This window comes from Hymenobacter lucidus (assembly GCF_020447265.1).
Lineage (GTDB): Bacteria > Bacteroidota > Bacteroidia > Cytophagales > Hymenobacteraceae > Hymenobacter > Hymenobacter lucidus.
This window is the reverse complement of record NZ_JAJADR010000002.1, coordinates 713,409-735,075: the sequence shown is the minus strand read 5'-3', so window position 1 is coordinate 735,075 and position 21,667 is coordinate 713,409. Positions and strand designations below refer to the sequence as shown.

19 protein-coding genes are annotated in these 21,667 nt (G+C 59.8%); 10 read left to right on the top strand and 9 right to left on the bottom strand.

Annotated elements, in window-relative coordinates:
• The first annotated feature begins 6 nt into the window (after positions 1–6).
• Complete coding sequence (locus LGH74_RS09890) at positions 7–951, top strand: hypothetical protein (RefSeq protein WP_226175197.1); 945 nt, start codon at positions 7–9, stop codon at positions 949–951.
• A gap of 91 nt (positions 952–1,042) precedes the next feature.
• On the opposite strand, the gene LGH74_RS09885 is transcribed toward LGH74_RS09890, so the two are convergent.
• A complete protein-coding gene (locus tag LGH74_RS09885; protein ID WP_226175195.1) occupies positions 1,043–1,624 on the bottom strand; it encodes a DUF6799 domain-containing protein in 582 nt (193 codons plus the stop codon).
• Between the two features lie 159 nt (positions 1,625–1,783).
• Here LGH74_RS09885 and LGH74_RS09880 point away from each other — a divergent pair, with 159 nt between their 5' ends.
• Both LGH74_RS09880 and LGH74_RS09875 read left to right on the top strand, forming a co-directional pair.
• A complete protein-coding gene (locus tag LGH74_RS09880) occupies positions 1,784–2,233 on the top strand; it encodes a MarR family winged helix-turn-helix transcriptional regulator (RefSeq protein ID WP_226175193.1) in 450 nt (149 codons plus the stop codon).
• A 47-nt stretch (positions 2,234–2,280) separates the two neighbouring features.
• A complete protein-coding gene (locus LGH74_RS09875; protein ID WP_226175191.1) occupies positions 2,281–2,925 on the top strand; it encodes a YceI family protein in 645 nt (214 codons plus the stop codon).
• A gap of 76 nt (positions 2,926–3,001) precedes the next feature.
• On the opposite strand, the gene LGH74_RS09870 is transcribed toward LGH74_RS09875, so the two are convergent.
• From LGH74_RS09870 to LGH74_RS09860, 3 genes are all read right to left on the bottom strand, one after another.
• Positions 3,002–3,769, bottom strand: coding sequence for a hypothetical protein (locus LGH74_RS09870; RefSeq protein WP_226175189.1), 768 nt, complete (start codon positions 3,767–3,769; stop codon positions 3,002–3,004).
• Positions 3,770–3,933: 164 nt separating this feature from the next.
• Positions 3,934–4,665: a hypothetical protein gene (locus tag LGH74_RS09865; protein WP_226175187.1), complete on the bottom strand. Its 732-nt coding sequence runs from the start codon at positions 4,663–4,665 to the stop codon at positions 3,934–3,936.
• A gap of 166 nt (positions 4,666–4,831) precedes the next feature.
• A complete protein-coding gene (locus tag LGH74_RS09860; RefSeq protein WP_226175185.1) occupies positions 4,832–5,389 on the bottom strand; it encodes a hypothetical protein in 558 nt (185 codons plus the stop codon).
• A gap of 168 nt (positions 5,390–5,557) precedes the next feature.
• Here LGH74_RS09860 and LGH74_RS09855 point away from each other — a divergent pair, with 168 nt between their 5' ends.
• Together LGH74_RS09855 and LGH74_RS09850 are read left to right on the top strand one after the other, a co-directional pair.
• The gene (locus LGH74_RS09855) at positions 5,558–5,953 is read left to right on the top strand and encodes a hypothetical protein (RefSeq protein WP_226175183.1); all 396 of its coding nucleotides are present in this window, start codon (positions 5,558–5,560) and stop codon (positions 5,951–5,953) included.
• A 71-nt stretch (positions 5,954–6,024) separates the two neighbouring features.
• Positions 6,025–8,550: a DUF4132 domain-containing protein gene (locus LGH74_RS09850; protein ID WP_226175181.1), complete on the top strand. Its 2,526-nt coding sequence runs from the start codon at positions 6,025–6,027 to the stop codon at positions 8,548–8,550.
• A gap of 223 nt (positions 8,551–8,773) precedes the next feature.
• Here the strand turns inward: LGH74_RS09850 and LGH74_RS09845 are convergent, their stop codons facing one another.
• Both LGH74_RS09845 and LGH74_RS09840 read right to left on the bottom strand, forming a co-directional pair.
• Positions 8,774–9,595: a hypothetical protein gene (locus LGH74_RS09845; protein ID WP_226175179.1), complete on the bottom strand. Its 822-nt coding sequence runs from the start codon at positions 9,593–9,595 to the stop codon at positions 8,774–8,776.
• A 58-nt stretch (positions 9,596–9,653) separates the two neighbouring features.
• Complete coding sequence (locus tag LGH74_RS09840; protein WP_226175177.1) at positions 9,654–11,819, bottom strand: S9 family peptidase; 2,166 nt, start codon at positions 11,817–11,819, stop codon at positions 9,654–9,656.
• 232 nt (positions 11,820–12,051) lie between these two features.
• On the opposite strand from LGH74_RS09840, the gene LGH74_RS09835 reads away from it, so the two are divergent.
• Both LGH74_RS09835 and recR read left to right on the top strand, forming a co-directional pair.
• On the top strand, positions 12,052–12,333 hold the full coding sequence (locus tag LGH74_RS09835) for an ATP-dependent Clp protease adaptor ClpS (RefSeq protein ID WP_100334938.1): 282 nt from the start codon (positions 12,052–12,054) through the stop codon (positions 12,331–12,333).
• A gap of 156 nt (positions 12,334–12,489) precedes the next feature.
• A complete protein-coding gene (gene recR / locus LGH74_RS09830; RefSeq protein ID WP_226175175.1) occupies positions 12,490–13,101 on the top strand; it encodes a recombination mediator RecR in 612 nt (203 codons plus the stop codon).
• Positions 13,102–13,169: 68 nt separating this feature from the next.
• Here the strand turns inward: recR and LGH74_RS09825 are convergent, their stop codons facing one another.
• Positions 13,170–13,877 (bottom strand): sporulation delaying protein family toxin, encoded by a 708-nt coding sequence (locus tag LGH74_RS09825; RefSeq protein ID WP_226175173.1) that lies wholly within the window; start codon positions 13,875–13,877, stop codon positions 13,170–13,172.
• A gap of 253 nt (positions 13,878–14,130) precedes the next feature.
• Between LGH74_RS09825 and LGH74_RS09820 the strand changes: the two genes are divergently transcribed.
• From LGH74_RS09820 to LGH74_RS09810, 3 genes are all read left to right on the top strand, one after another.
• Entirely contained in the window at positions 14,131–16,131 is a 2,001-nt protein-coding gene (locus tag LGH74_RS09820; RefSeq protein WP_226175171.1) for a glycosyltransferase, read from the top strand.
• 373 nt (positions 16,132–16,504) lie between these two features.
• Positions 16,505–17,728, top strand: a complete 1,224-nt coding sequence (locus tag LGH74_RS09815) for a pyridoxal phosphate-dependent aminotransferase (protein WP_226175169.1) — start codon at positions 16,505–16,507, stop codon at positions 17,726–17,728.
• A 246-nt stretch (positions 17,729–17,974) separates the two neighbouring features.
• Positions 17,975–18,994 carry a bifunctional heptose 7-phosphate kinase/heptose 1-phosphate adenyltransferase gene (locus LGH74_RS09810; protein ID WP_226175167.1) on the top strand — a complete coding sequence of 340 codons (1,020 nt, stop codon included), beginning with the start codon at positions 17,975–17,977 and terminating at the stop codon, positions 18,992–18,994.
• A 211-nt stretch (positions 18,995–19,205) separates the two neighbouring features.
• Here the strand turns inward: LGH74_RS09810 and hemE are convergent, their stop codons facing one another.
• Together hemE and LGH74_RS09800 are read right to left on the bottom strand one after the other, a co-directional pair.
• Entirely contained in the window at positions 19,206–20,255 is a 1,050-nt protein-coding gene (hemE, locus tag LGH74_RS09805; protein WP_226175165.1) for a uroporphyrinogen decarboxylase, read from the bottom strand.
• A 213-nt stretch (positions 20,256–20,468) separates the two neighbouring features.
• Positions 20,469–21,524, bottom strand: a complete 1,056-nt coding sequence (locus LGH74_RS09800; RefSeq protein ID WP_226175163.1) for a UDP-glucose--hexose-1-phosphate uridylyltransferase — start codon at positions 21,522–21,524, stop codon at positions 20,469–20,471.
• Positions 21,525–21,667 lie beyond the last annotated feature (143 nt).

Below are 21,667 nucleotides of genomic sequence, written 5' to 3'. Positions count from 1 at the left end.
ACGCCTATGAAAAAATATCTGCTCCTATTCTGCCTCTGTCTGCTTTCCGGAGTCACTCATTCCCAAACGGTACTCATCAAAGGCACGGCACTGGATTCCACCAAGGGGCGTAACCGGGTAACGGTGGTGCTGAACGATACGATAAATAAGTTCTTGGATTTGCCACAGCGTAACCCCGCTGATTATCGGTGGATTATAACTGATACTGTCTACAGAGTGCGGACCAAAGCCAACGGGGCGTTTAGCATACGGGCCCGGCTGCGCGACTCGCTCTATTTTGAATCCTTCGAGCATATTCCCCAGAAATACGCGGTGAAGGATTTGCTGAAGAGGAAGGCCATTAGCATCAGGCTACTACCCGAAGTGTGCCAGCCCTACGTGCCGTGCAAGGATACGCTGCCGAAGCATTTCGTTTTCGTTGGCGAGAAGGTGAAGGTGACCGTAGCCAAGCGCAAGTACTATTGCAACACTATTATGATGGATAGGGGCTATAACGCGCAGTACAAAGTCTTGCAGAACGTTGCCGGCGGCTTTCCCAGGGATACCATCCGGTTTGTGGCCTACGACCATTACGGCACTCCGGCCTTCAGCAAATACAGCCACGTACTCCTGTTTGTGAGTGAATACTGCCAGGAACTGGTGCATCAGAAATACCAATACTACAGTCTGTACAAAACGGCCGGCAACCAGTGGGCTGCTCCTTATTCAGCCTCCGATTACGCTGCCCTCGGTCCTGATTCTGGAATCAAGCCGGAAATAATAAAATTCCGGGAGCCAGTCGTAATAGATGTGTCGCAGGCTGCGCCGGAGTGGGTTAGCAAGACGTTTCCGGCGCCGTACTATAAAGTGGAAAACGGGAAAGCCACGGCCGTGTATGGCAACTATGTGAAGGAACTGGTGGAGATTAAAAAGCAGACGGTTTTAAAAGCGCGGGGCATCCGGTTGAAATAGAGTTGGCTGCCTGCCAACAAAAAAGCGCCACCCGCAATGGGTGGCGCTTTTTTGTTGATACTACAAGCAGTAGCCGATACAGAACGAAATCCTACTTTACCTGCTGCAACTGAGCGTCCAGCGCCTTGATCTGCTGGTCGAGCTGGCTCGTGTCGGTGGGGCGCTGGGTGCCGCTGCTAAGCAGGCTTATCTTGTCGTTGAGCAACTGAATTTTCTGGGCCATGAGCGTGATGCGGCTGTTGAGGCTGCTCAGGCGGGTTTCCATATCGGCCGTAGTCGGCGGCGAGTTACGGTCCACGTACTGCTCGTATTGCCCACCAGCCGGGGGGGCGGTGCCGGCCGAAGCGGCGGCGCTGCCGGGCGTGGCAAATACGATGTCGCCCTTCATCGTTACGTAGTCGCCTTCCTTCAGCGTGGTCTTCTTGCCCCCGGGCAGCTCCACAATACCGCTCTTATAGTTTACTTTCGTGCCGTTGGGCAGGGCCACGTTCTTGGTTAGAGGCTTGGTAGCCGAGCCCTGGCGCAGCACTACCTCGCCGTCGCGCATCAGAAACTGGTCGTTGCTGCCGGTTTCTACGGCTCCGGCTGGGCGAGCGGGCGTACCTTGGGCGGCAGCGCTAAGCGGGGCCGACAAGGCCAGTAACAGCAGGGCGGGGAGCAGGTGGCGATTCATGGCGCGGAGTTTGGTTGACAGGCTGAACTTACGCGTTTGCCCTGATTCGGTTCTGTCCAACCCCAGGAGGAAGAAAAAAGAAATTTGGGAACTGTGTTGCGACATTAAATGTATGTACATATATTTGCAACGTAATCCAGCCCCCGCTGAATGCACTACATGAAAATCGAAGACGAAATCAAGCAGCCCGTATTCCAGAGCGACTACCAGAAAGGGTATATCAACCTGGTGTACACGGCGGGCTGGCTGCAGCAGCAGCAACAGGCCGCGTTTCGGGAGTTCGATATTACGCTGCCCCAGTTCAACATTCTGCGCATCCTGCGGGGGCAGCATCCCAAGCCGGCCACCGTCAACTTGCTCATTGAGCGCATGCTCGACAAAACCAGCAACGCCTCGCGTATCGTGGACAAGCTGGAGGCCAAAAGCCTGGTGACGCGCACCGTGTGCCCCAGCAACCGCCGGGCCGTGGATATCCGCATCACCGATGCCGGCCTGGATCTGCTGCAGCGCATGGATGAGGGCGTGATGAAGCGGGAAAACGGCCTGCAGAACCTGACGGCCGAAGAGGCTGTGCAGCTCAATACTTTACTTGATAAAATCCGCGACTGACGTTTCTCAGTCAATCCCTTTTGCTTTTTCTTCACTTCATTTCAGTCATGAAAAAATTCGCTCTTTCCGCTCTGTTCGTTGCTTCTATCATGGCTGCTCCGGCCGTAGCCAAAGATCCTTCGGCTCCTAAGGTAGCTACCAGCACTAAGGCGGCTACGGTGTACAAAGTGCAGCCGCAGCTCAGCACCCTCGGTTGGGTAGGCAAAAAAGTAACGGGCCAGCATAGCGGCACTATGCAGTTTAAGAGCGGCGACGTAACCGTAAACGGTGACAAAATCACCGGCGGCACGTTCCTCGTGGACATGACCTCGCTGAAGGTAACCGACATCACCGATGCCGACACCAACGGCAAACTGGTAGGCCACCTGCGTTCCGACGACTTCTTCAGCATCGAGAAGAACCCCACCGCGACGTTCAAAATCACCAAGATTACGACTATCAAAGGTGCCGCGGCTGATGCCAACAATGCCACCATCACCGGCAACCTGACCATCAAGGGCATCACCAAGCCAATTACGTTCCCCGCTAAAATCGGCGTGAAAAACGGTGTGGCCGCCGCTTCCGGCACCGCTACCATCGACCGTACCCAGTTCGACATCAAATACGGCTCGAAATCGTTCTTTGAAAGCATTGGCGACAAAGCCATTGACAACGACTTCACCCTGAGCTTCAACGTTATTGCCAAGCAATAATCCGGCGCGGTACGGCTTCGTACTGCTGAGTATGAAAAGCCCGTCACAGCAATGTGGCGGGCTTTTTTTATTCTGTTTACTGCGGTGCCCGGCTCTGGCGGGTCAGCATCTGCTGCTGCAACGCTTTGGTAAGAGCCGGAGCGGGCTGGCGCACGGGCGGCGCGTTCAGGTCGCGCAGGTCGAAGCGGAGCCAGTAGGAGCCATCGGCGTAGGTATAGCGGCGGTTGTGGTCGGTATCGGGCTGCACTTCCACCAGCATCAGGCTGGTTTTGGGCAGCAGTAGGCGGGTTTGAAACCGAGTGCCGTCGGGCGTGAGCTGGCGCAGCTGCCGGCCGCTCCGGTCGGATACGAACAGGGCACTGGCATCATCGTCACCCTGCCGGCCGTCGGTATTGGTATCGGCCTTGATAATGGAATAAAACAGAAAGGGCCAGCGCACGTCGGGCTTCTTCTCGATATCTAGTTCTGTAATAACGAACCGGCCGTGAGGCAGCAATGGATATTCCTGCCGGGTTGATTTCTGTAGGAAAATCAGGTTGTAGCAGGTGCCCACCGCGAAGCTGGAGCTGGAGCTTTCGTCCGATTCATAGCTGGAAAACGAGCCGCTTTTTCCGCCCCGACCTTCGCCTTCCTGCGCTACCACCGAAATGGGCAGCAGGTAATAGTCGGTGCTGTCGAGGTTGATGGGCGTGTTGTAATGCACCCGAAACTCCCGGGCGGCAGCCCGAATAGCAGCGGTATCGGGAGCCGCCGTAGTGGTAGCGGGAGCAGCGCGGTTGGAGGGTGCGTCGGAGCAGCCAATGAGGCCGCTGAGCAATACGGTGGCGGAGAGCAGACGGAGCACAGGTATGAAGGCTATATTTTGCACAAGAAAGGCTTAATTAGTCACTGCCCGTTGGAAAACAGCCTACTGGCCGGCAGGCCCGGCGCAAGGCAGCTCATAAAAAAAGCTCCCGTCGCACACGGCAACGGGAGCTTTTGGGCTTTTCCGGAACGACCAAAGACGGTTTAGCGCTGACCACCGCCCGCGGGCAGCGACTGGGCCGGGGCGCCGGGCTCGGTAGCGGGCATGGGGCTGGCCGGGCGGGTAGTGGCGGCGCTATTGCGCAGCACTAGGTGCAGCGGGGCCACATTCACTTCCCGCAAGCTGATGATGCCGTACACGGTTTCGCCGGGCCGCAGCACTTTGTTGGTCAAATCGTGCTTCACCAGCTCCAGGCGCATATTCTTGTTGGCGCCGCTGGCTCCCAGCATGTTGCCGCCCGCAATGAAGGGGCCCGTAGGAATGAACGTGCCGCCCGTGGTGGTTTGCTGGCCGGTATACTGGTTGGTAGTCACCGTGCCGCCCACCTGAAAATTCAGCAGCAGATAAAGCAGATAGATGGCCACGCCCTGTTTCATATCGTTGGCCGCCTGCAGGGCCGGTACGGGCGCCACGGGCCGGTCGCCGAAGTACAGCTCCAGGTCGCGGGAAAAGTTCAGCTCCGCGTCCGTGTTGTTCTTAATGCTGACCGCCACGGTCTGGTAGCCGCGCTTGCGCTCCTTTTTCAGGTACTTCTTGTTGCCGCCGTGCAGGGATAAGGCCCCGTACTGGTAGCTGAATTCCACCGGGCTGTTGGGAGCCGTAGTCGAAGAATAACTGGTAATGGTGCTCGGGCGAATGGCCGTGTAGCTGCCAGCACAGCTAGTCGTTAGCAGCAAAGCGGCACCCGCCAGAATACGTGTAAATGATGTCTGCATAACAGAGAGAAAAGAGGGAAAAGATAGAATCATGGGACCGGGCAGTCCGGCCCAATCAACAAAACTATCCAATAGTTTCTCTCCCTGTACAGCATCATGGGCTTAAATAGCATATATCCAGCCCGCCCTTGGTTTTGTATAATTCCGGCCTGGGTAGCCGCGGGTGCTAGTCGGGTACAACCAGCTCCCGGGGCAGTTCGAAGCGCAGGTTGCGGCTTTTGCTGCGGCCGTGCAGCTGGCCCAGAAAGTCGTCGAGCTCAGACTTATATTCCAGCCACAGGTCTTCATGCAGGGCCGTGAGAACCAGCTGGGCGGTGCGGGCCGTGAGGCGGGCCGTACTCACGTAGAAGCCGTTGTAGGGCGAATCGAACTGGCCGGTGTAGTTGTCGAATATCAGGCGCAGCGCGTACAGGTTCAGGTCAATTTCCAGGCGCTTATCCTTGGTAATGCGCCGGGCGCGGGCCGTTTCCTTCACGGCTTTGCCCAGGGCCTTGTTCAGACTGCGGTTGAGCAGACGACCCGTCACGGCTACGTTAAAGAGCTCGTGAATCCGGTCCGACGTCTGCTCATACACCTGCTCCACCGTTACGTCGGGCAGCAGCTCAAAAACGAAGGTTTCGTAGAGCTCCGCGTCGCGGCGCACGGCCCGGAGCAGCAGCTTTTCCTTGTCGGCATCGGGCAGGCGTTTGAGGGCTTTTTTGAACTCGGCGGAGGGAACGGGCATGGGGGCAGGAGCGCAGGTTGGAACAAAAGACTATCAGGACAATACGCCCCCGGGGAAAAACGGGTGCTACGGAATTGCGTTTACTAACTTTTTTAGTACATTGCCTCGGCTAATGGGTTTAGTCTTGCTAAGCCGGCTCCTTATTTCGTCACCTACTATCTTCTTCATATGGCCTTACTCACCATTCAGGATGAAACTGTCGCGGGCGGCATCCTCAACCGTCTGGAGCTGGAAATTGCCCAGGAAATGCTCACCGTGCGGGAGCTGATTGCCCAGCGCGTGTACCAGGAAGTAGCGGCCTACAATAGCCGGCAGCAGGACATCTTCCAGGGCCTGGTGCAGCCCACCGAGTCGGAGCGGGTGCTGAACGGCTTTCGGCTGCTGCACAAAGCAAAGCCTATTGACACCGAAATCCAACTATATAAGGCCCTGGAAGGATTTCTGCAGAACAGCTACTTCGTGCTGGTCAACGACCGGCAGGTGGATAGCCTGGAAGAGGAAGTATGGCTCGGCAGCGGGGCCACGGCCAGCTTTATCAAGCTCACGCCGCTGGTGGGCGGCTGAGGCGGGCTACCTTCCGGCCGTTCTACAGCCCTGGCCCCGGGCCGCGCTATTTTCTCCCTCCGATTCTTGCTATGGCTACCAAGAGTGCAACGTATATTGCCAAAATGCAGAGTACCAGCGCCGAGGCCCTGGAAATGCAACCCGTTCTGCTGCAGTTGCTCACCGAGTTTGAGGCCCAAAACGGCTACTACTGGGAGCTGACCTTATCGGAGCTGACCGCCTACCAGCAAGTCAAAAGCCAGGATGCCGCCTACAAGGGCCGGCTGGTGCTGGCGGCAGCCGAGGCCCAGCCCGGCCTCTCGCACGACAGCAAAGCCCGGCACCTGCTCGATGCCCTGCTCAAAGTGCTGCTGCGTTCCACCATCGAGCTCAGCAACGCAGGGTTCGTGCGGCTGCTGGAGCTGTTCAACCTGGGCCAGCAGGCTACACCCGATACCGTTGTTGCCTCGCTCTATACCTATCCCGTGGTACCGGCCCTGACGCAGCTGGAAAAGCAAGCCAAAAAGCAGCCGCTAAACGAGGAACTGACCGCCTACCTGAAGGCGCTGCTGGCCAAGCTGGACGAGCAGTCCTCCTACGGCCCGCTGGTGAAAGTGCGGATAAAAATTCAGGACCTGCTGGGGCAAAGCGACCAGGAAGCCTTGCCCACGGTAGTTTTTTCCAACGATGATGCTTTCGGGCAGGCGCTGAACGAGTTTGTGGCCGAGCTGAACCCCGTTACGGCCCGGCTCTGGCTGCAGTTGTTGCAGCTCTGGCATAAAACCAGCGGGTCGCAGCCCACGGCCAAGTTCAAAAAGGAGGCGGTGGCCGCCATTGCCGCTATTGGCGAGGCAGCGGTGGCCGCGCAGTATGGGGCCTGGCTGCACGGCCTCTCCCAGCTGCCCGTCAAAAGCTACTCCCACGACGGCGAGCCCAATGCTTATTTCAACTCCTACCTGCTCACGCACTCCAACCTGAACACAGCTAAGGGCCTGGTCTGGACGAGTACATCGTTGCTCACGCCGGCTATGCTGGCGTCATTGGCCGAGCTGGCCCTGAAGAGCTACCGTAAGGTACCAGGGCAGGGGCCGGTGGCGCCCAGCCTGGGCAATGCCTGCGTGGTGGCGCTGGCCCAGGCCGGGCTGCCGGGCATTTCGCACCTTTCACGCCTGCGCCAGAAGGTGAAGCAAACCAGCACCCAGGCCCTGATTGGTAACCACATCGAAAAAGCCTCGGTGGCGCTGGGCGTTACGCCCGCCGAAATTGAGGACATGGCCGTGCCGGGTTTCGGGCTCATAGGTGGCCGCCTGGAGCTAACCTGCGGCGACTACCAAGCCGTGCTGGAACTGGCCGATGGCAAAGCGGAGCTGCACTGGTCGAAAGACGGCAAGGCGCTGAAATCGGTGCCGGCAGCCCTGAAGAAAACCCACGCCGCCGAGCTGAAAGAGCTAAAAAGCACCCAAACCCAGGTGCAGCAAAGCCTGACCGCCCAGCGCGAGCGGCTCGACCGTAGTTTTATCGAAGGCCGCCACTTGCCGCTGCCGTGGTTCTGGCAGTACTACTTCGAGCACGGGCTGCTGAGCTACCTCACCCGCCAGCTCATCTGGCGCTTTCACCACCCCGGCGGTTCTCATACCGACGCACTCTGGCTGCGCGACGCCTGGCGTGATGCCCAGGGGCAGCCTATGCCCGCGCCGACCGACGAGGCGCGGGTACAGCTCTGGCACCCGGTGCTGGCTTCAGCCGACGAAGTGCTGGCCTGGCGCAAGCTGCTGGAAGACGAGCAGCGCCGACAGCCGCTGAAGCAGGCCTTCCGGGAACTGTACCTGCTCACACCGCCCGAGGAGCGCACCGGCACGTACTCCAACCGCATGGCCGCCCACGTGCTGCGGCAGCACCAGTTCAACTCCCTCACCAAGCTGCGGGGCTGGCGCTACCGCCTCATGGGCGCCTACGACAAAGGCTACGAAACCGACTCGGCCACCCTGGAACTGCCCGCCCACGGCTTGGAGGCGCAGTTTTGGGTGAGCGAGGTGAATGCCGACGACGCCATGAACCCCACCGGCATCTGGAATTACATCAGCACCGACCAGGTCCGCTTCGTGAATGGCCACGGGGCGGTGCCGCTGCCGGAAGTGCCGCCGCTGGTTTTCTCGGAGGTGATGCGCGACGTGGACCTGTTTGTGGGCGTGGGCAGCGTGGGCAACGACCCGCAGTGGCGCGACAACGGCGGCCTGCCCGCCTACCGCAACTATTGGGAAAGCTACAGCTTCGGGGAACTGGGCGAAGTGGCCAAAAACCGCAAATTGGCCCTGGAACGGCTGGTGCCCCGCATGAAAATAGGGAAGGTGAGCGAAATAAAAGACAGGTTTCTGGTGGTGCGCGGCCAGCTGCGCACCTACAAGATTCACTTGGGCAGCGGCAACATCCTGATGGAGCCCAACGACCAGTACCTGTGCATCGTGCCCGACCGCTCGACCAAAGCCCCGGGCGCCACCGACGTGTTCCTGCCCTTCGAAGGCGACGCGGTGCTGTCCATTATCCTGAGCAAAGCCCTGCTGCTGATGAACGACGACAAGATTACCGACGAAACCATAAACCGGCAGATCAAGCAGTAGAAATTTCGCCTATTATCTTTCTTTATCTGTCATTCCGAGTATAGCGAAGCGGAACGAAGGACCTTTTTCCCCTGAGTGACAAGTCTGATTAGATGTGTAAAAGCCCTTTCCTGTCTGCGCGGGAAAGGGCTTTTTTACAATGGCAAAAGCCGTGGTGAGGCAGGCGAGGAAGGTCCTTTGCTTTGCTCAGGATGACAGGGTAAATAACACTCCTAAATCGGCTTCAAAACACGAAGCCGACCACCCCACGGGCCGAGAATAGCAGCGGGTTCAGGGCCGGGCCGGAGACTTTCTGCTTGAAGTCGTCGGCATAGTAGCGGCCCTGGCCCAGGCGGGCGGTGTAGGTGAGGTGCAGCCCGATAACGCAGCGCTTGAGCACCACGGCATCGAAGGGGTAGAACTCGTAGTGCGCGCCCAAAGCCAGGCCGGTGCTGCGGTAGTGCAGGGTGCGCGAGTAGGCAGGGCCGGTGAGCACACCGATGGCCGTAGTGCCGGTGTTCTGGGTTTTGTCGGTCAGGGTGATATCGGCCGAGCCGTAGGTGAGGCCCACGGTGGGCATGAAGCAGGTAGTAGCGGCCCGGTTGAACCAGGCGTAGCCCAGGTAATTGTTGACGTTGGACGAGCTAAGGGCCGTTTTGCGGTCGGCGGTTTCGCGCTTGGTTTCATACACCACGCCTTCCATACCCAGCACGAAGCGCTTGAAGCGGAAGCTGCCGCCACCGCCGTAGCTGAGCTGGTTTTCCGACACCTCGGGATATTCGGACGCCCGTAGCAGGTTGTTCAGCCCATCGTACTGCGCCGCCGCAAAACCCAGCCCGAAAAACGCCTGCCCGCTGAAGTTTTTGAACAACACCTCGTTGATGGCTACGGCCTTGATAAATGCCACCGAGTCGATGGCCACTTCCACCATGTCGCCCGAAACGGGACTGATGTGCCGGATGCGTACCGTGTCGGGTTGTGGCATCGTCGTCTGGGCCTGGCAGAAAGAGGGCGGCCCCAGTAACAGCAGCAACAGGCCGCCGGCCGCGAATAGCAAAGACTTCATGAGGCGGAACAAGGAGGTGGGAATGGCAGGAATAGAGGCAGATTAGCCACAAAGCGGCTTACAGATGCTCGTCGAAGTACTGGGTAATCTTGTTGTAGAGGTGTACCCGGTCTTTGCCGGCCACGTTGTGCGGGTGGCCCGGATACACGAAGTAGTCGAGCTGGATGCCCTGGTCGATGGCCTTTTTGAGGTAATCGAGGCTGTGCTGCCACACCACCACATCATCCACGGTGCCGTGAATGAGCAGCAGCTTACCCTGCAGTTTGTCGGCGTAGTTGAGCAGATTCGCGGTTTTGTAGCCTTCGGGATTTTCCTGGGGCGTGTCCATGTAGCGCTCCGTGTACATCACCTCGTACATCCGCCAGTCGATAACCGGGCCGCCGCCGATGCCCACCTTGAACGTGCCGGGGCTGCGCGTCATCATCGTAGTCGTCATGAAGCCGCCGAAGCTCCAGCCGTGGATTCCCAGCCGCGCCGCATCCACGTAGGGCAGGCTTTTGAGGTACTCCACACCCTTGAGCTGGTCCTGCATTTCGGCGGTGCCCAACTGCCGGAAGGTGGCCTGCTCAAATGCCCGGCCCCGGTTGCCGGAGCCCCGCGAGTCGATGGAAAATACCACGTAGCCTTTCTGGGCCATCAGCTGCATCCAGAGGTTGGAGCCGCTGAGCCAGCTGTTGGTTACCAGCTGCACGTGCGGGCCGCCGTAGAGGTATACCACGGTGGGGTATTTCTTGGCGGGATCGAAGTTGGGCGGCGTAATCACGCGGGCGTTCAGCGTGGTCTGGCCGTCGGCGGCGGGTACGGTTACCAGCTTGGTCTGGCCCAGGGCGTAGCCTTCCAGCGGGTTGGGGGCCGTAAATAGCGCCGGCCCGGCTTTGCCGTCGGCCACGCTCAGCGTGCGGATGAAGCGGGGCGTGGTGCTGCTGCTGAAGTTATCGAGTACGTATTTGCCCGAGGGGCTGAGCGTGCCGGTGTGCGTGCCCGCACCCTGCGAGATGCGCCGGATTTTGCCGCTCATACTTACCGCCTGAATCTGACGCTCCAGCCCGTTTTCGGCCGTAGCCGTGAAAACAGCCTCCTTGCCTTTCGGGTCGAAACCCAGCACGTCGGTTACCACAAAATTGCCCTTGGTGAGCTGGCGCAGCAGCTTGCCGCTGGTGGAGTAGAGGTAGAGGTGGTTATATCCGTCGCGCTGACTCTGCCAGACAAACTGATCGGAGTGGCCGGGCACGAACTGCAGCGGGTGCTGGGGCTCCACGTACTTGTCGTCTTTCTCCTCAAACAGCGTCTTGACGAAAGCGCCCGAGGCGGCGTCGTACTGCTTGAGTTGCATGACGTTCTGAGCCCGGTTCAGCACGGCTACGTAGATGAACTTCTCGTCGGGGCTCCAGCTGATGTTGGTCAGGTATTGCTCCCGGGGCTCCCCGGTTTGCAGAAACACGGTTTTGCGCGCATCCACGTCATACACGCCCACTGTTACCTCGTGGCTTTTGTCGCCGGCCATCGGGTACTTTATCGGGGTGGCCTGGGCCGGGGTGGGCAGCACCGTCACGATGGGGTAGTCGGTTACCATCGTCTGGTCCATGCGGTAGAAGGCCAGCTTTCGGCCCTGGGGGCTCCAGAACGTGCCTTTCGTGATACCGAATTCCGAGCGGTGCGCCGCCTGCCCGTTCACGATGGCCGGGTTGGTTTCCTGGGTCACGGCCTCGTTTTCGCGGCCCGCCAGGGAAATGTAGAGGTTCTGGGCCTTGGTGTAGGCCACGCGGGTTTTAGTGGGGTCCAGCTCCACGTTGTCGGCCTCAGTGGCGTAGCTCACCACTTTAGCCGCCTGGCCCGAGGCCACATCGTAGCGGTACACCTGGTTTTTGCTCGTCACCAGCAGCGTGGTAGCATTCAGCCACTGCACGGCCGGGAAGCTCTTGGCTTCGTCGGCCCCGGCGGCTTTCAGGGCGGTGCTGAGCTGAGTCAGCGGGACGGCGGGGGTGAGCTTATCGGTGCCGGCTGTGCCGCGCACCAGCTCATCCTGGCCGTTGGTGGCGCGCACGTAGGCGAATTCGTCGTTAGAGCCCGGCAGCCAGGTGAGCTGCCGCAGGTTCTGAGGTTGCAGGGCGCGGTTGAGGAAGGCGTCTTCCATGGTAAGCTGCTTCTGCTGAGCCTGAGCTGGCAGCTGCAGTACCAGCGCCAGCCCAACCAAGAGAGCCAGACGCGAAGGGAGGTGGAGCATAAAAAGGGAAATGGGAGGAAGGTTCAAGGCTGGAAATTACGCCGGATTTATGAAGAACTCCACCGCCCGCCCCGAATGATTCCGGCCCGCTGGCCGCCGTCCGTCTGCCCTTGCGCCGCCCGCTTCAGAATACCCCGGAGCCGGGAAACGATTCTGGCCGTAAGTGGGTTATACTAAGCCGATGAAGCTCGGTAAACGCGCTTTTTTACCCGTTTTTCCGTACTTTTGTGCCATGACCACCAAACCACAAATCGACTACGACGAGGACGTACTGCTGCTGGAGGAAACTATCGACGTGCGCGACCTAATCGTGTACAACGACGACGTTAATACCTTCGAGCACGTAATCCGGACGCTTATCGACGTGTGCGGCCACGAGCCGGAACAGGCCGAGCAATGCACCCTGCTGATTCATCATAAGGGCCAGTGCACCGTGAAGCACGGGGCCTATGAGGAGCTGGCCGACATGTGCACCGCCATCCACGACCGGGGCATTTCGGCCGACGTGTTGTAGGAAATGTGAGAAATGTGGTGAATGTGAAAAATGTGACGAATATGCTATCCGAATAGCCCAAAGTTTGGATAGCCTGTCGTCAACATTCTATCAGTACACTCCCATTACATTACCCACATTCAGCACATTACCCACATTCAACCACATTAATATTTAATGGAGTTTCCTTCCAAACTGATAGAAAACGCGGTAGGTGAGTTGGCCAAGCTGCCCGGTATCGGGCGCAAAACGGCGCTGCGCCTCACGCTGCACCTGCTCAAGGCCGAAACCGAGGCCACCAGCTCCCTAGCCGAGGCCCTGGCCAAGATGCGCTTCGAAATAACCTATTGCCAGACCTGCCACAATATCTCCGACACCGAGGAGTGCGGCATCTGCGCCAATAAGCTGCGCGACCATTCGATGGTGTGCGTCGTGTCGGATATCCGCGACGTAATTGCCATCGAAAACACGGGCCAGTACCAGGGTGTGTACCACGTACTGGGCGGCGTGATTTCGCCCATTGAGGGCATCGGCCCCTCCGACCTGCACATCGACACGCTGCTGACCCGCATTCCTGAGTCGGAAATCAAGGAAATCATCTTGGCCATTAGCCCCACGATGGAAGGCGACACCACGGCCTTTTTCCTGTCGCGCAAGCTGCGCGAGTTTCCCGACGTCAACATCAGTACCATTGCCCGCGGCATTCCGATGGGCGGCGAGTTGGAATATGCCGACGAAATCACGCTGGGCCGCTCCATCGTGGAGCGCACCCGGCAGGTGAAGCAATAAACTGCGGCCTTTGCGGCTCAGGCGAAGAGGAAGGCTCCCGGTGGGCCTTCCTCTTTTTTTGGCGGTTATCAGGCGGCCGCGCCGATGTAGTGCAGGCTGCCGGCCAGTTCCTCTATCAGCTTGGCGGCCTGTTTTTGGCAAATGCTCGACGGGTCGGCCAGCTGATCGAGCCAAGCATGTACACTCTCGGTAATAACCACCGGCGCATCCTGGGCCACGCCCGCGCGGTAGCCCGCCTCGCGCAGCGCCTGCCGGATGTCATCCTGAAAACGCCGAATGTCCTTTTCGCGCTTGAAGTTGTACTGGCCCAGGTTCAGGGTCTGGATTACGTGCCGCCGCGCCAGAAACGCCTGCCGGGCTTCCGGCGTGGTCAGTGTGGCCAGAGCCGCAGCCTCGCTCAGGGCCGTGCCCTGGCGCAACGCCACCTTGATACGCTCCTTGCTGCCCGACTGAATAGCCTGCTTCAGCTCGGCGAAGTAAGTAGGACAGTTGCTGCGCACAGTCTGCACCAGGGCGTTGAGCGTGGCGGTGTGCCGGGCCAGCCGCTCGGGGTGCTCGGTGGTGAGGCTGTGCCGCAGCGCCCGATACGCATCGAACGAGGGAATTTGGGCGGCTACCTGGCCTTCGAAAAAGAACAGGCCGCGAAACAGCTCTTCGCCCGTGTATTCGGCGGGCGTCAGGGTTGCGGGCTGGGGGTAAAAGGAATTCAGCAGGCCAAAGGGGCTGGCCACGCTCAGGGTTTTGGATGAGGTGATGGAGTATGCAGCGTTTGACATGGTGGTAATGGTTTAAAGGCGAAGAGGATAGAGGAAGGGGTAAGTCGTTGTTGCCCTACAAGCCTACCGGAATAATGGTAGAATAGCATGCCCGGTGGATACATACCCGTATTGTAGGGACCAATGGCGCCACTGGTGGGGCAAAGCCGCTGGCTCGGTGCGGTTTAGGCTGGCCACCCTGGGTTAAAAAGCCGGGATACACGTTTCCTGCGTAACTTTCGCCGCCCCGAACCCGCCGCCCCTCGTGCATTCCGTGAAGCTTTCCGTCGTTATCGTCAATTACAACGTCTGCTATTTTCTGGAGCAGGCCCTGTTGTCGGTGCGGCGGGCGGTGGAAAAGCTGGGCGCGCCGGCCGAGGTATTCGTCGTCGACAACAACTCCGTCGACGGTTCAGTGGCCATGGTGCGGGCGCGCTTCCCGGAGGTCATTTTGATTGAGAATAAGGATAATCCAGGCTTCAGCAAGGCCAACAACCAGGCGATGCGCGTGGCCCAGGGCGAGTATATTCTGCTCCTTAACCCTGATACGGTGGTGGAGGAAGACACCTTCCGGGCCTGCTGCGACTTCATGGATGCCTACCCCGACGGGGGCGGACTGGGCGTGAAAATGCTCGACGGCCAGGGTAAGTTTCTGCCCGAAAGCAAGCGGGGACTGCCCACGCCGGCGGTGGCCTTCTACAAGATTTTCGGGCTGGCCAGTTTGTTTCCGAAGTCGCGCACCTTTGGCCGCTACCACCTCGGCTACCTCGATAAAGACGAAACCCACGAAATAGAGGTGCTCAGCGGTGCCTTTATGCTGATGCGCCGCACCGCCCTCGACCAAGTCGGGCTGCTCGACGAAGACTACTTCATGTACGGCGAGGACATTGACCTCTCGTACCGCCTCACCCAGGGCGGCTGGAAAAACTACTATTTCCCCGGCACCCGCATCATTCACTACAAGGGCGAAAGTACTAAGCGCACGAGCGTCAACTACGTGTTCGTGTTCTACCGGGCTATGGTCATTTTTGCCCGCAAGCACTTTGCCCCCCAGCGCGCCGGCACGTTTTCGTTGCTGATAAACCTGGCCATCTGGTTGCGGGCCGGGCTGGCCGTGGCCCAGCGCCTGCTGGTACAGGCCGCACCCGTGCTGCTCGATGCGGGCCTGATTTACGCGGGCATGTACTTCCTGAAAAACTACTGGGAGCAAAACCACAAGTACGTCCGCACCGACTACCCGCCCGAGTTTATGCTCGTGGCCGTGCCCGCCTACATCGTGGTCTGGCTTACGTCGGCCTACTTCAGCGGGGCCTACGACCAGCCTCCCAAAACCGGGCGCATCGTGCGGGGTATTTTTCTGGGCACGGTGCTTATTTCGGCCTTTTCCAACTTCCTCGACGCCTACCGCTTTTCCAAAGCCCTCATCATCTTGGGCGGGGTCTGGAGCATTGCGGCCATGGTGGGGCGGCGGCTGGCGCTGCATTTCTACCGCTACCGCGACCTGCGCCTCAACGAGCGGCGGCAGAAAAACGTGGCCATCGTGGGCTCGGCTACCGAAAGCCGCCGGGTGCGCCAACTCCTGGAAACGGCCGCCGTGCAGGCCCGTATCATCGGCTACGTCACGCCCGATGTAGTCGCGCCCGACCCTCATGCCCCCATACCCTCATACCCTCATACCCCTACCGAAGACTCTTTGGGCGAGGTGCGGCAGCTCGACGATATTATCCGCATTTACGCGCTGGATGAGCTGATTTTCTGCGGCAAAGACCTGTCGGCCAGTCAGATTATTGCCCTCATGGTGGAGCTGCCCCAGCAGCCGCCGGTGGCCTACAAGATTCTGCCCGAAGACAGTGAGTACATTATCGGCAGCTCCTCGAAAGACGCCCCCGGCGACTACTACGCCCTCGATATTGCCCTGAACCTCTACCAGCCCCAGCACGCCCGCAACAAGCGCCTGCTCGACGTGCTGCTGAGCCTGGCCCTGCTGCTAAGTGCGCCGCTGCTTATCTGGCTGCAAAAGGAAAAAGCCGGCTTTCTGCGCAACTGCCTGCGCGTGCTCAGCGGCCGCTGCACCTGGGTGGGCCTGCGCCACGCCGTGGCCCCGCGCCGCACCGCCCGTGCTATTCTCTCGCCCGCCGATGCTGCCCACGCCAACACTTCCCTGCCCGAAGCCACCCGCCGCCGCCTCGAGCTGCTCTACGCCAAAGACTATGAGCCCTCCACGGATGTCAGCATCGTGCTACGCTGCCTGCGCGAACTGGGCCGGCAGGGGTAAAGGAGCATCAAAACCCAAACAATTCTGAGCAAACAATTTAAATTGTTTGCTCAGAATTGTTTGGGTTTTGATGCGGGCTCTTTCCGAGCGGAGAGGCTGAAAAGAACGTCCTTCCGAGCGAAGGCGAGGAATCTCGCTGGCTGAGTTTGTTGGAAAAAGAACAACATAAAAAGACGGCTATGCTTGATCTAGCGGCTGCTTAGCGAAGCATCTTTACCGCAATGGAAGACGAATGCCATTGCACGCGAGATTCCTCGGCTTCGCTTGGAAGGACGTTCTGTACCATTTCATAGACCTGTCGCACGCGCCTCACCTCCGGCCAATCCACTCGCAAATCCCTACTTTTGCGCCTCCCACCCCCAACCTGTTTTGTATGCTTAATTCCGCCGCCGTGCTTGCTCCTTCCATTTTATCCGACCGCATCAGTGCCTTGCAGGAGTCCCAGACGATTGCCATGGCCAAAAAAGCCCGCGAGCTGATGGCCCAGGGCATTGATGTGATTAATCTGAGCTTCGGCGAGCCGGACTTCGAAACGCCCGAATACATCCGGGAGGCGGCCAAGAAAGCCATGGATGCGGGCTACACCAAGTACACGCCCGTGCCCGGCTACCCCGATCTGCGCCAGGCCATTGCCGATAAATTGCAGCGCGAAAACCAGCTGGCCTACAAGCCCGAAAACATTGTGGTAAGCACCGGGGCCAAGCAGGCGCTGGCCAACGCCGTGATGAGTTTGGTAAATCCCGGCGACGAGGTTATCGTGTTTGCCCCCTATTGGGTGAGCTACGAGGAAATGGTACGCCTGGCCGAGGGCGTAACCGTGACGCTGCTGGGTACCCTCGAAAACGATTACAAAGTAACGGCCGCGCAGCTGGAAGCGGCCATTACGCCCCGCACCAAGCTCATCATGTACTCCTCGCCCTGCAACCCCACCGGCTCGGTGTTTACGCGCCAGGAGCTGAGCGGCATTGCCGAGGTAGTGGCCCGCCACCCACGCATTCACGTGCTGGCCGACGAGATTTACGAGTACATTAATTTTGTAGGGGAGCACGTCAGCCTGGCCCAGTTCGGCGATATCAAAGACCGGGTCATCACCGTCAATGGCTTCTCGAAGGGCTACGCCATGACGGGCTGGCGCGTGGGCTACCTGGCCGCCACCCGCGAAATTGCCGCCGCCTGCGAGAAAATGCAGAGCCAGATTACCTCCGGCACCTGCTCGGTAGCCCAGCGCGCGGCCCTGGCCGCGTTGCAGGGCGGCCGCACCTCGGCCGATACGATGGTGGAAGCTTACCGCCGCCGCCGCGACATGGTGCTAACCCAGGTGCAGGAAATTCCGGGCTTCAAAACGCCCACGCCCAGCGGCGCCTTCTACATCTTCCCCGACGTCAGCGCCTACTTCGGCCGCACCGCACCCGATGGCTCGCGCATCAGCACTGCCACCGATCTGGCCCTATACATGCTCAACGAGGGCCACGTAGCTGCCGTGACGGGCGAGGCCTTTGGCGCGCCTAACTGCATCCGCTTCAGCACCGCCGCCTCCGATGAAAAGCTGCGCGAGGCCTTCACTCGCATCAAAGCGTGCCTGGAAAAGCTGGGATAACCAAATATGTCATTGCGAGCAACGCGAAGCAATCCGTCCTCTGCGCAGTACGACACAGCCTTTTACCACAAAGCCTTTTCTCGTTGCGACGGGAAAGGGCTTTTTACATTGGCAAAGCCTTCAGTGGGGTAGGTGAGGAAGGTACTTCGCAGGGCTCAGGATGACAGCCGAAAAGACATGCTGCCCAGCTATCTGCCCATTCCGCCGCGCCTGTTTACCTTTGCGGCTTCCCTTTGAAACGCCCTGATGTCGACTGCTACTGCCCTGACCACTCTGCCCGCCATATTTGCTGCCTTCAACCGCCTGACCGTGCTCATCGTGGGCGACGTGATGATGGATGCCTACGTCTGGGGCAAGGTTGCGCGGATTTCGCCCGAAGCGCCGGTGCCGGTGGTGAATGTGAGCCGCACCGAACAGCGCCTGGGCGGGGCCGCCAACGTGGCCCTGAACGTGCAGGCCCTGGGCGCCACGCCGCTGCTGTGCGCCGTTATCGGTGAAGACACTGGCGGCGACCAGCTGCTGGAGCTGCTGCGCGACAAGGAGCTGTCGGCCGCCGGCATCGTCCGTAGCGCGTTTCGGCCCACGACCGTGAAGCAGCGCATTCTGGCCGCCGGGCAGCACCTGCTGCGCATCGACTCGGAGGTGGAAACCGACCTAAACGCCGACGAAGCCCGTCTGCTGCAGCAGCGCTACGAAAGCCTCATCGACCAGGCCGACGTGGTCATATTTGAGGACTACGATAAAGGCGTGCTCAGCGCAGGCAGCATAGCCTACTTCATTGACCTGGCCCGGCAGCGCGGCATTCCCACCGTCGTCGACCCCAAGAAAAAGAACTTCCTGGCCTACCAGCACTGCACCCTGTTCAAGCCCAATCTGAAAGAGCTGCGCGAGGGCCTCAAGCTGGAATTCGGCGACACCGCCGCCGACCAGCCCGAATTTGAAGCCGCCGTGCAGCGCCTGCGCGAAGTGCTGCAGCCCGAAATCGTGCTCGTCACCCTCTCGGAGCGCGGCGTCTTCAGCGAGTCGGAGCAGAGCGGGCGTAGCTACATTCCGGCCCACCTGCGCATGATTTCCGATGTCTCGGGTGCAGGCGACACCGTTATTAGCATTGCCGCCCTGTGCGTGGCCCTGGGCCTGGCGCCGCCGGTAATGGCCGCGCTGGCCAACCTCGGCGGCGGGCTGGTGTGCGAGCAGGTAGGCGTGGTGCCAATCGAAAAGCAGCGCCTGCTCGAAGAAGCACAGGAATCGGGGCTGGTGGTGGGGTAGGAGCGTAAAGACGTGTCATTGCGAGGCGTAGCCGAAGCAATCCGTCCTCTGAAACGTGCCGAGTTGTCTAATGTGAAAAGCCCTCAATCGATGCTTACGGTTGAGGGCTTTGTAATAAAAGAACGAGACGACCTGCGCAGAGGACGGATTGCTTCGCGTTGCTCGCAATGACAGAAGTAATACCGCGCAATGACAGGCGCAGGCTGACGCTTTAAATCTTGCCTTCCCGCGCCAGGGTGCTGAATTCCTTTACCGTATTCACGAACACGCGCACGTTATCCGGGTCGGTATCGGGGTAGACGCCGTGGCCGAGGTTGGCAATGTGGCCATGGGGGCCGAAGCGGCGCAGCATCTCGATGGTGGCCTGCTGCACCTGCTCCCGGGTGCCGTAGAGGGCGCAGGGGTCGAGGTTGCCCTGCAGAGTTTTGCCCGTGCCGATGGCCGCCCGCACCAGGCGCGGGTCTTCGTTCCAGTCGAGGCCGATGGTGCGGCAGTTGAAGTGGGCGAAGTCGGAGACGGCAAACCACGCGCCTTTGGCAAACACCGTGACGGGCACGCCGGCCGGCATGGCGTCGCAGATAGCGGCAATGTAGCGGGCCGAGAATTCACGGTAGTGGTCGGGGGGCAGAATACCGGCCCAGGAGTCGAATACCTGCACCAGGTTGGCGCCGGCTTCTACTTGGGCCTGCAGGTAGGCAATGGTGGTACGGGTAATCTTGTCGAGCAGCTCGTGGGCCAGCTCGGGGTTGGTGTACAGCATGCGCCGGGCCTTGCTGAAGGTCTTGGAGCCGTGGCCCTCCACCATGTAGGCCAGAATCGTCCAGGGCGCGCCGGCAAAGCCGATGAGTGGTACCCGGCCGTTCAACGCGCGCTTGGTCACGCGAATGGCTTCGAGTACGTAGCCCAAGTGCTCCTCAGGGTCGGCGATGCGCATGCGGGCCACATCCTGCGCCGACTTAATGGTTTCGGGAAACAGCGGGCCTTTGGCTTCTATCATTTCGTAGGTAAGGCCCATGGCTTCGGGCACTACCAGGATGTCGGAGAAGATGATGGCCGCATCCACATCCAGCGCATCTATAGGCTGAATCGTGACTTCGGCCGCCAGCTCCGGCGTTTCAACCAGCTCCTTGAAGCCGCTGAGCCGGCCGCGCAGGGCGCGGTACTCGGGCAGGATTCGGCCCGCCTGGCGCATCAGCCATACGGGGGTTCGTTCGGTTTCTTCGCCACGGGCGGCGCGGAGCAGGAGGTCGTTTTTCAGCATAGGAAGAGGGCGCAAAGGCCGGAAATCGGGCGCAAGTTACGGCCTGCCGCTCAGCAATGCTTGCGAGCAGGGTTTATTTCGTCTGTCATCCTGAGCAGAACGAAGTGCAGCGAAGAACCTTCCTCACTTATTCCACCACAGGTTTTATCAATGTGCAAAAGCCCTTTATCGTTGGTTCGATAAAGGGCTTTCTGGTAAAAAGGCGGGGTCATACTACGCAGTAGCCGCCTGCTTGTAGTGCACCGTGGGCAGGCCGCGGAGTCGCTCGGCGGCCCACTCGGGCGTGATGTCGCGCTGGGGGTTGGCCAGCATTTCATAGCCCACCATGAATTTGCGCACTGAGGCCGAGCGCAGCAGCGGCGGATAGAAGTGCATATGCAGATGCCAGCTTGTGTGCTCTTGACCGTCGGTAGGGCGCTGGTGCAGGCCGGCTGAGTAGGGGAAGGAAATCTGGAATAGGTTGTCGTAGCGGATGGTAATGTCGCGCAGAGCCTGGGCAAAGCTGTCCTTTTCGACGTCGGTCAACTGCTCGATGGACGAAACGTGGCGGCGGGGCAGTACCATCGTTTCGAAGGGCCACACGGCCCAGAAGGGTACCAGCGTCACGAAATGCTCGTTCTGGTACACCACCCGGGTTTGCTCCCTGAGCTCCAGGGCCAGGTAGTCGAGCAGCAGGCTGCAGCCGTGCTCCTCGAAGTAGGCCTGCTGCTGCACGGTTTCCTTGGCCGGGTCGGCGGGTACGGTGCGCTGGGCCCAGATCTGGCCGTGGGGGTGGGGATTCGAGCAGCCCATCATAAAGCCCTTGTTCTCGAAAATCTGCACATAGTTGATATCCTTGCGGGCCCCCAATTCCTGGTATTGCTCGGTCCACACATCCACCACGCGGCGGATGGCAGCCGGCTCCATTTCGGGCAGCGTCAGGTCGTGGCGGGGCGAAAAGCAGATAACGCGGGCCACCCCCGATTCGGCCTCGGCCCGCAGCAGTCCGCCCACGTTCACCGAGCCCGTAGGCACATCGGCCTGCAGGGCGGCAAAGTCGTTGTCGAATACGAAGGTGCTGTCGTAGCTGGGGTTCACAGCGCCGTTGGCGCGGGTGTTGCCGGGGCAGAGGTAGCAGGTCGGGTCGTAGGCCGGGCGCTCATCGGCTTCGGGCTCTTCCTGCTGGCCCTGCCAGGGGCGTTTAGAGCGGTGCGGCGACACCAGAATCCATTCGCCGGTGAGGGGATTGAAGCGGCGGTGCGAGTGTTCGGTGGTATCAAAAGCGGCCATAGCGGAGGTGGAATAAAGGCTTGAGGAAAGTAGAGGGCGTAGTAGACGTCATGCCGAGCGAAGCCGAGAAATTTCGCGTGCAATGGTAATCATATAGCACTGCAACGTCAGCACGCGTCATGTCGAACAGAGCGAGACATGAC

Bases quoted from the DNA above. Each gene is read 5' to 3' on its own strand.
- LGH74_RS09890 (WP_226175197.1), top strand. From the start codon at position 7: ATGAAAAAATATCTGCTCCTATTCTGCCTCTGTCTGCTTTCCGGAGTC.
- LGH74_RS09885 (WP_226175195.1), bottom strand. From the start codon at position 1,624: ATGAATCGCCACCTGCTCCCCGCCCTGCTGTTACTGGCCTTGTCGGCC.
- LGH74_RS09880 (WP_226175193.1), top strand. From the start codon at position 1,784: ATGAAAATCGAAGACGAAATCAAGCAGCCCGTATTCCAGAGCGACTAC.
- LGH74_RS09875 (WP_226175191.1), top strand. From the start codon at position 2,281: ATGAAAAAATTCGCTCTTTCCGCTCTGTTCGTTGCTTCTATCATGGCT.
- LGH74_RS09865 (WP_226175187.1), bottom strand. From the start codon at position 4,665: ATGCAGACATCATTTACACGTATTCTGGCGGGTGCCGCTTTGCTGCTA.
- LGH74_RS09860 (WP_226175185.1), bottom strand. From the start codon at position 5,389: ATGCCCGTTCCCTCCGCCGAGTTCAAAAAAGCCCTCAAACGCCTGCCC.
- LGH74_RS09855 (WP_226175183.1), top strand. From the start codon at position 5,558: ATGGCCTTACTCACCATTCAGGATGAAACTGTCGCGGGCGGCATCCTC.
- LGH74_RS09850 (WP_226175181.1), top strand. From the start codon at position 6,025: ATGGCTACCAAGAGTGCAACGTATATTGCCAAAATGCAGAGTACCAGC.
- LGH74_RS09845 (WP_226175179.1), bottom strand. From the start codon at position 9,595: ATGAAGTCTTTGCTATTCGCGGCCGGCGGCCTGTTGCTGCTGTTACTG.
- LGH74_RS09840 (WP_226175177.1), bottom strand. From the start codon at position 11,819: ATGCTCCACCTCCCTTCGCGTCTGGCTCTCTTGGTTGGGCTGGCGCTG.
- LGH74_RS09835 (WP_100334938.1), top strand. From the start codon at position 12,052: ATGACCACCAAACCACAAATCGACTACGACGAGGACGTACTGCTGCTG.
- recR (WP_226175175.1), top strand. From the start codon at position 12,490: ATGGAGTTTCCTTCCAAACTGATAGAAAACGCGGTAGGTGAGTTGGCC.
- LGH74_RS09825 (WP_226175173.1), bottom strand. From the start codon at position 13,877: ATGTCAAACGCTGCATACTCCATCACCTCATCCAAAACCCTGAGCGTG.
- LGH74_RS09815 (WP_226175169.1), top strand. From the start codon at position 16,505: ATGCTTAATTCCGCCGCCGTGCTTGCTCCTTCCATTTTATCCGACCGC.
- LGH74_RS09810 (WP_226175167.1), top strand. From the start codon at position 17,975: ATGTCGACTGCTACTGCCCTGACCACTCTGCCCGCCATATTTGCTGCC.
- hemE (WP_226175165.1), bottom strand. From the start codon at position 20,255: ATGCTGAAAAACGACCTCCTGCTCCGCGCCGCCCGTGGCGAAGAAACC.
- LGH74_RS09800 (WP_226175163.1), bottom strand. From the start codon at position 21,524: ATGGCCGCTTTTGATACCACCGAACACTCGCACCGCCGCTTCAATCCC.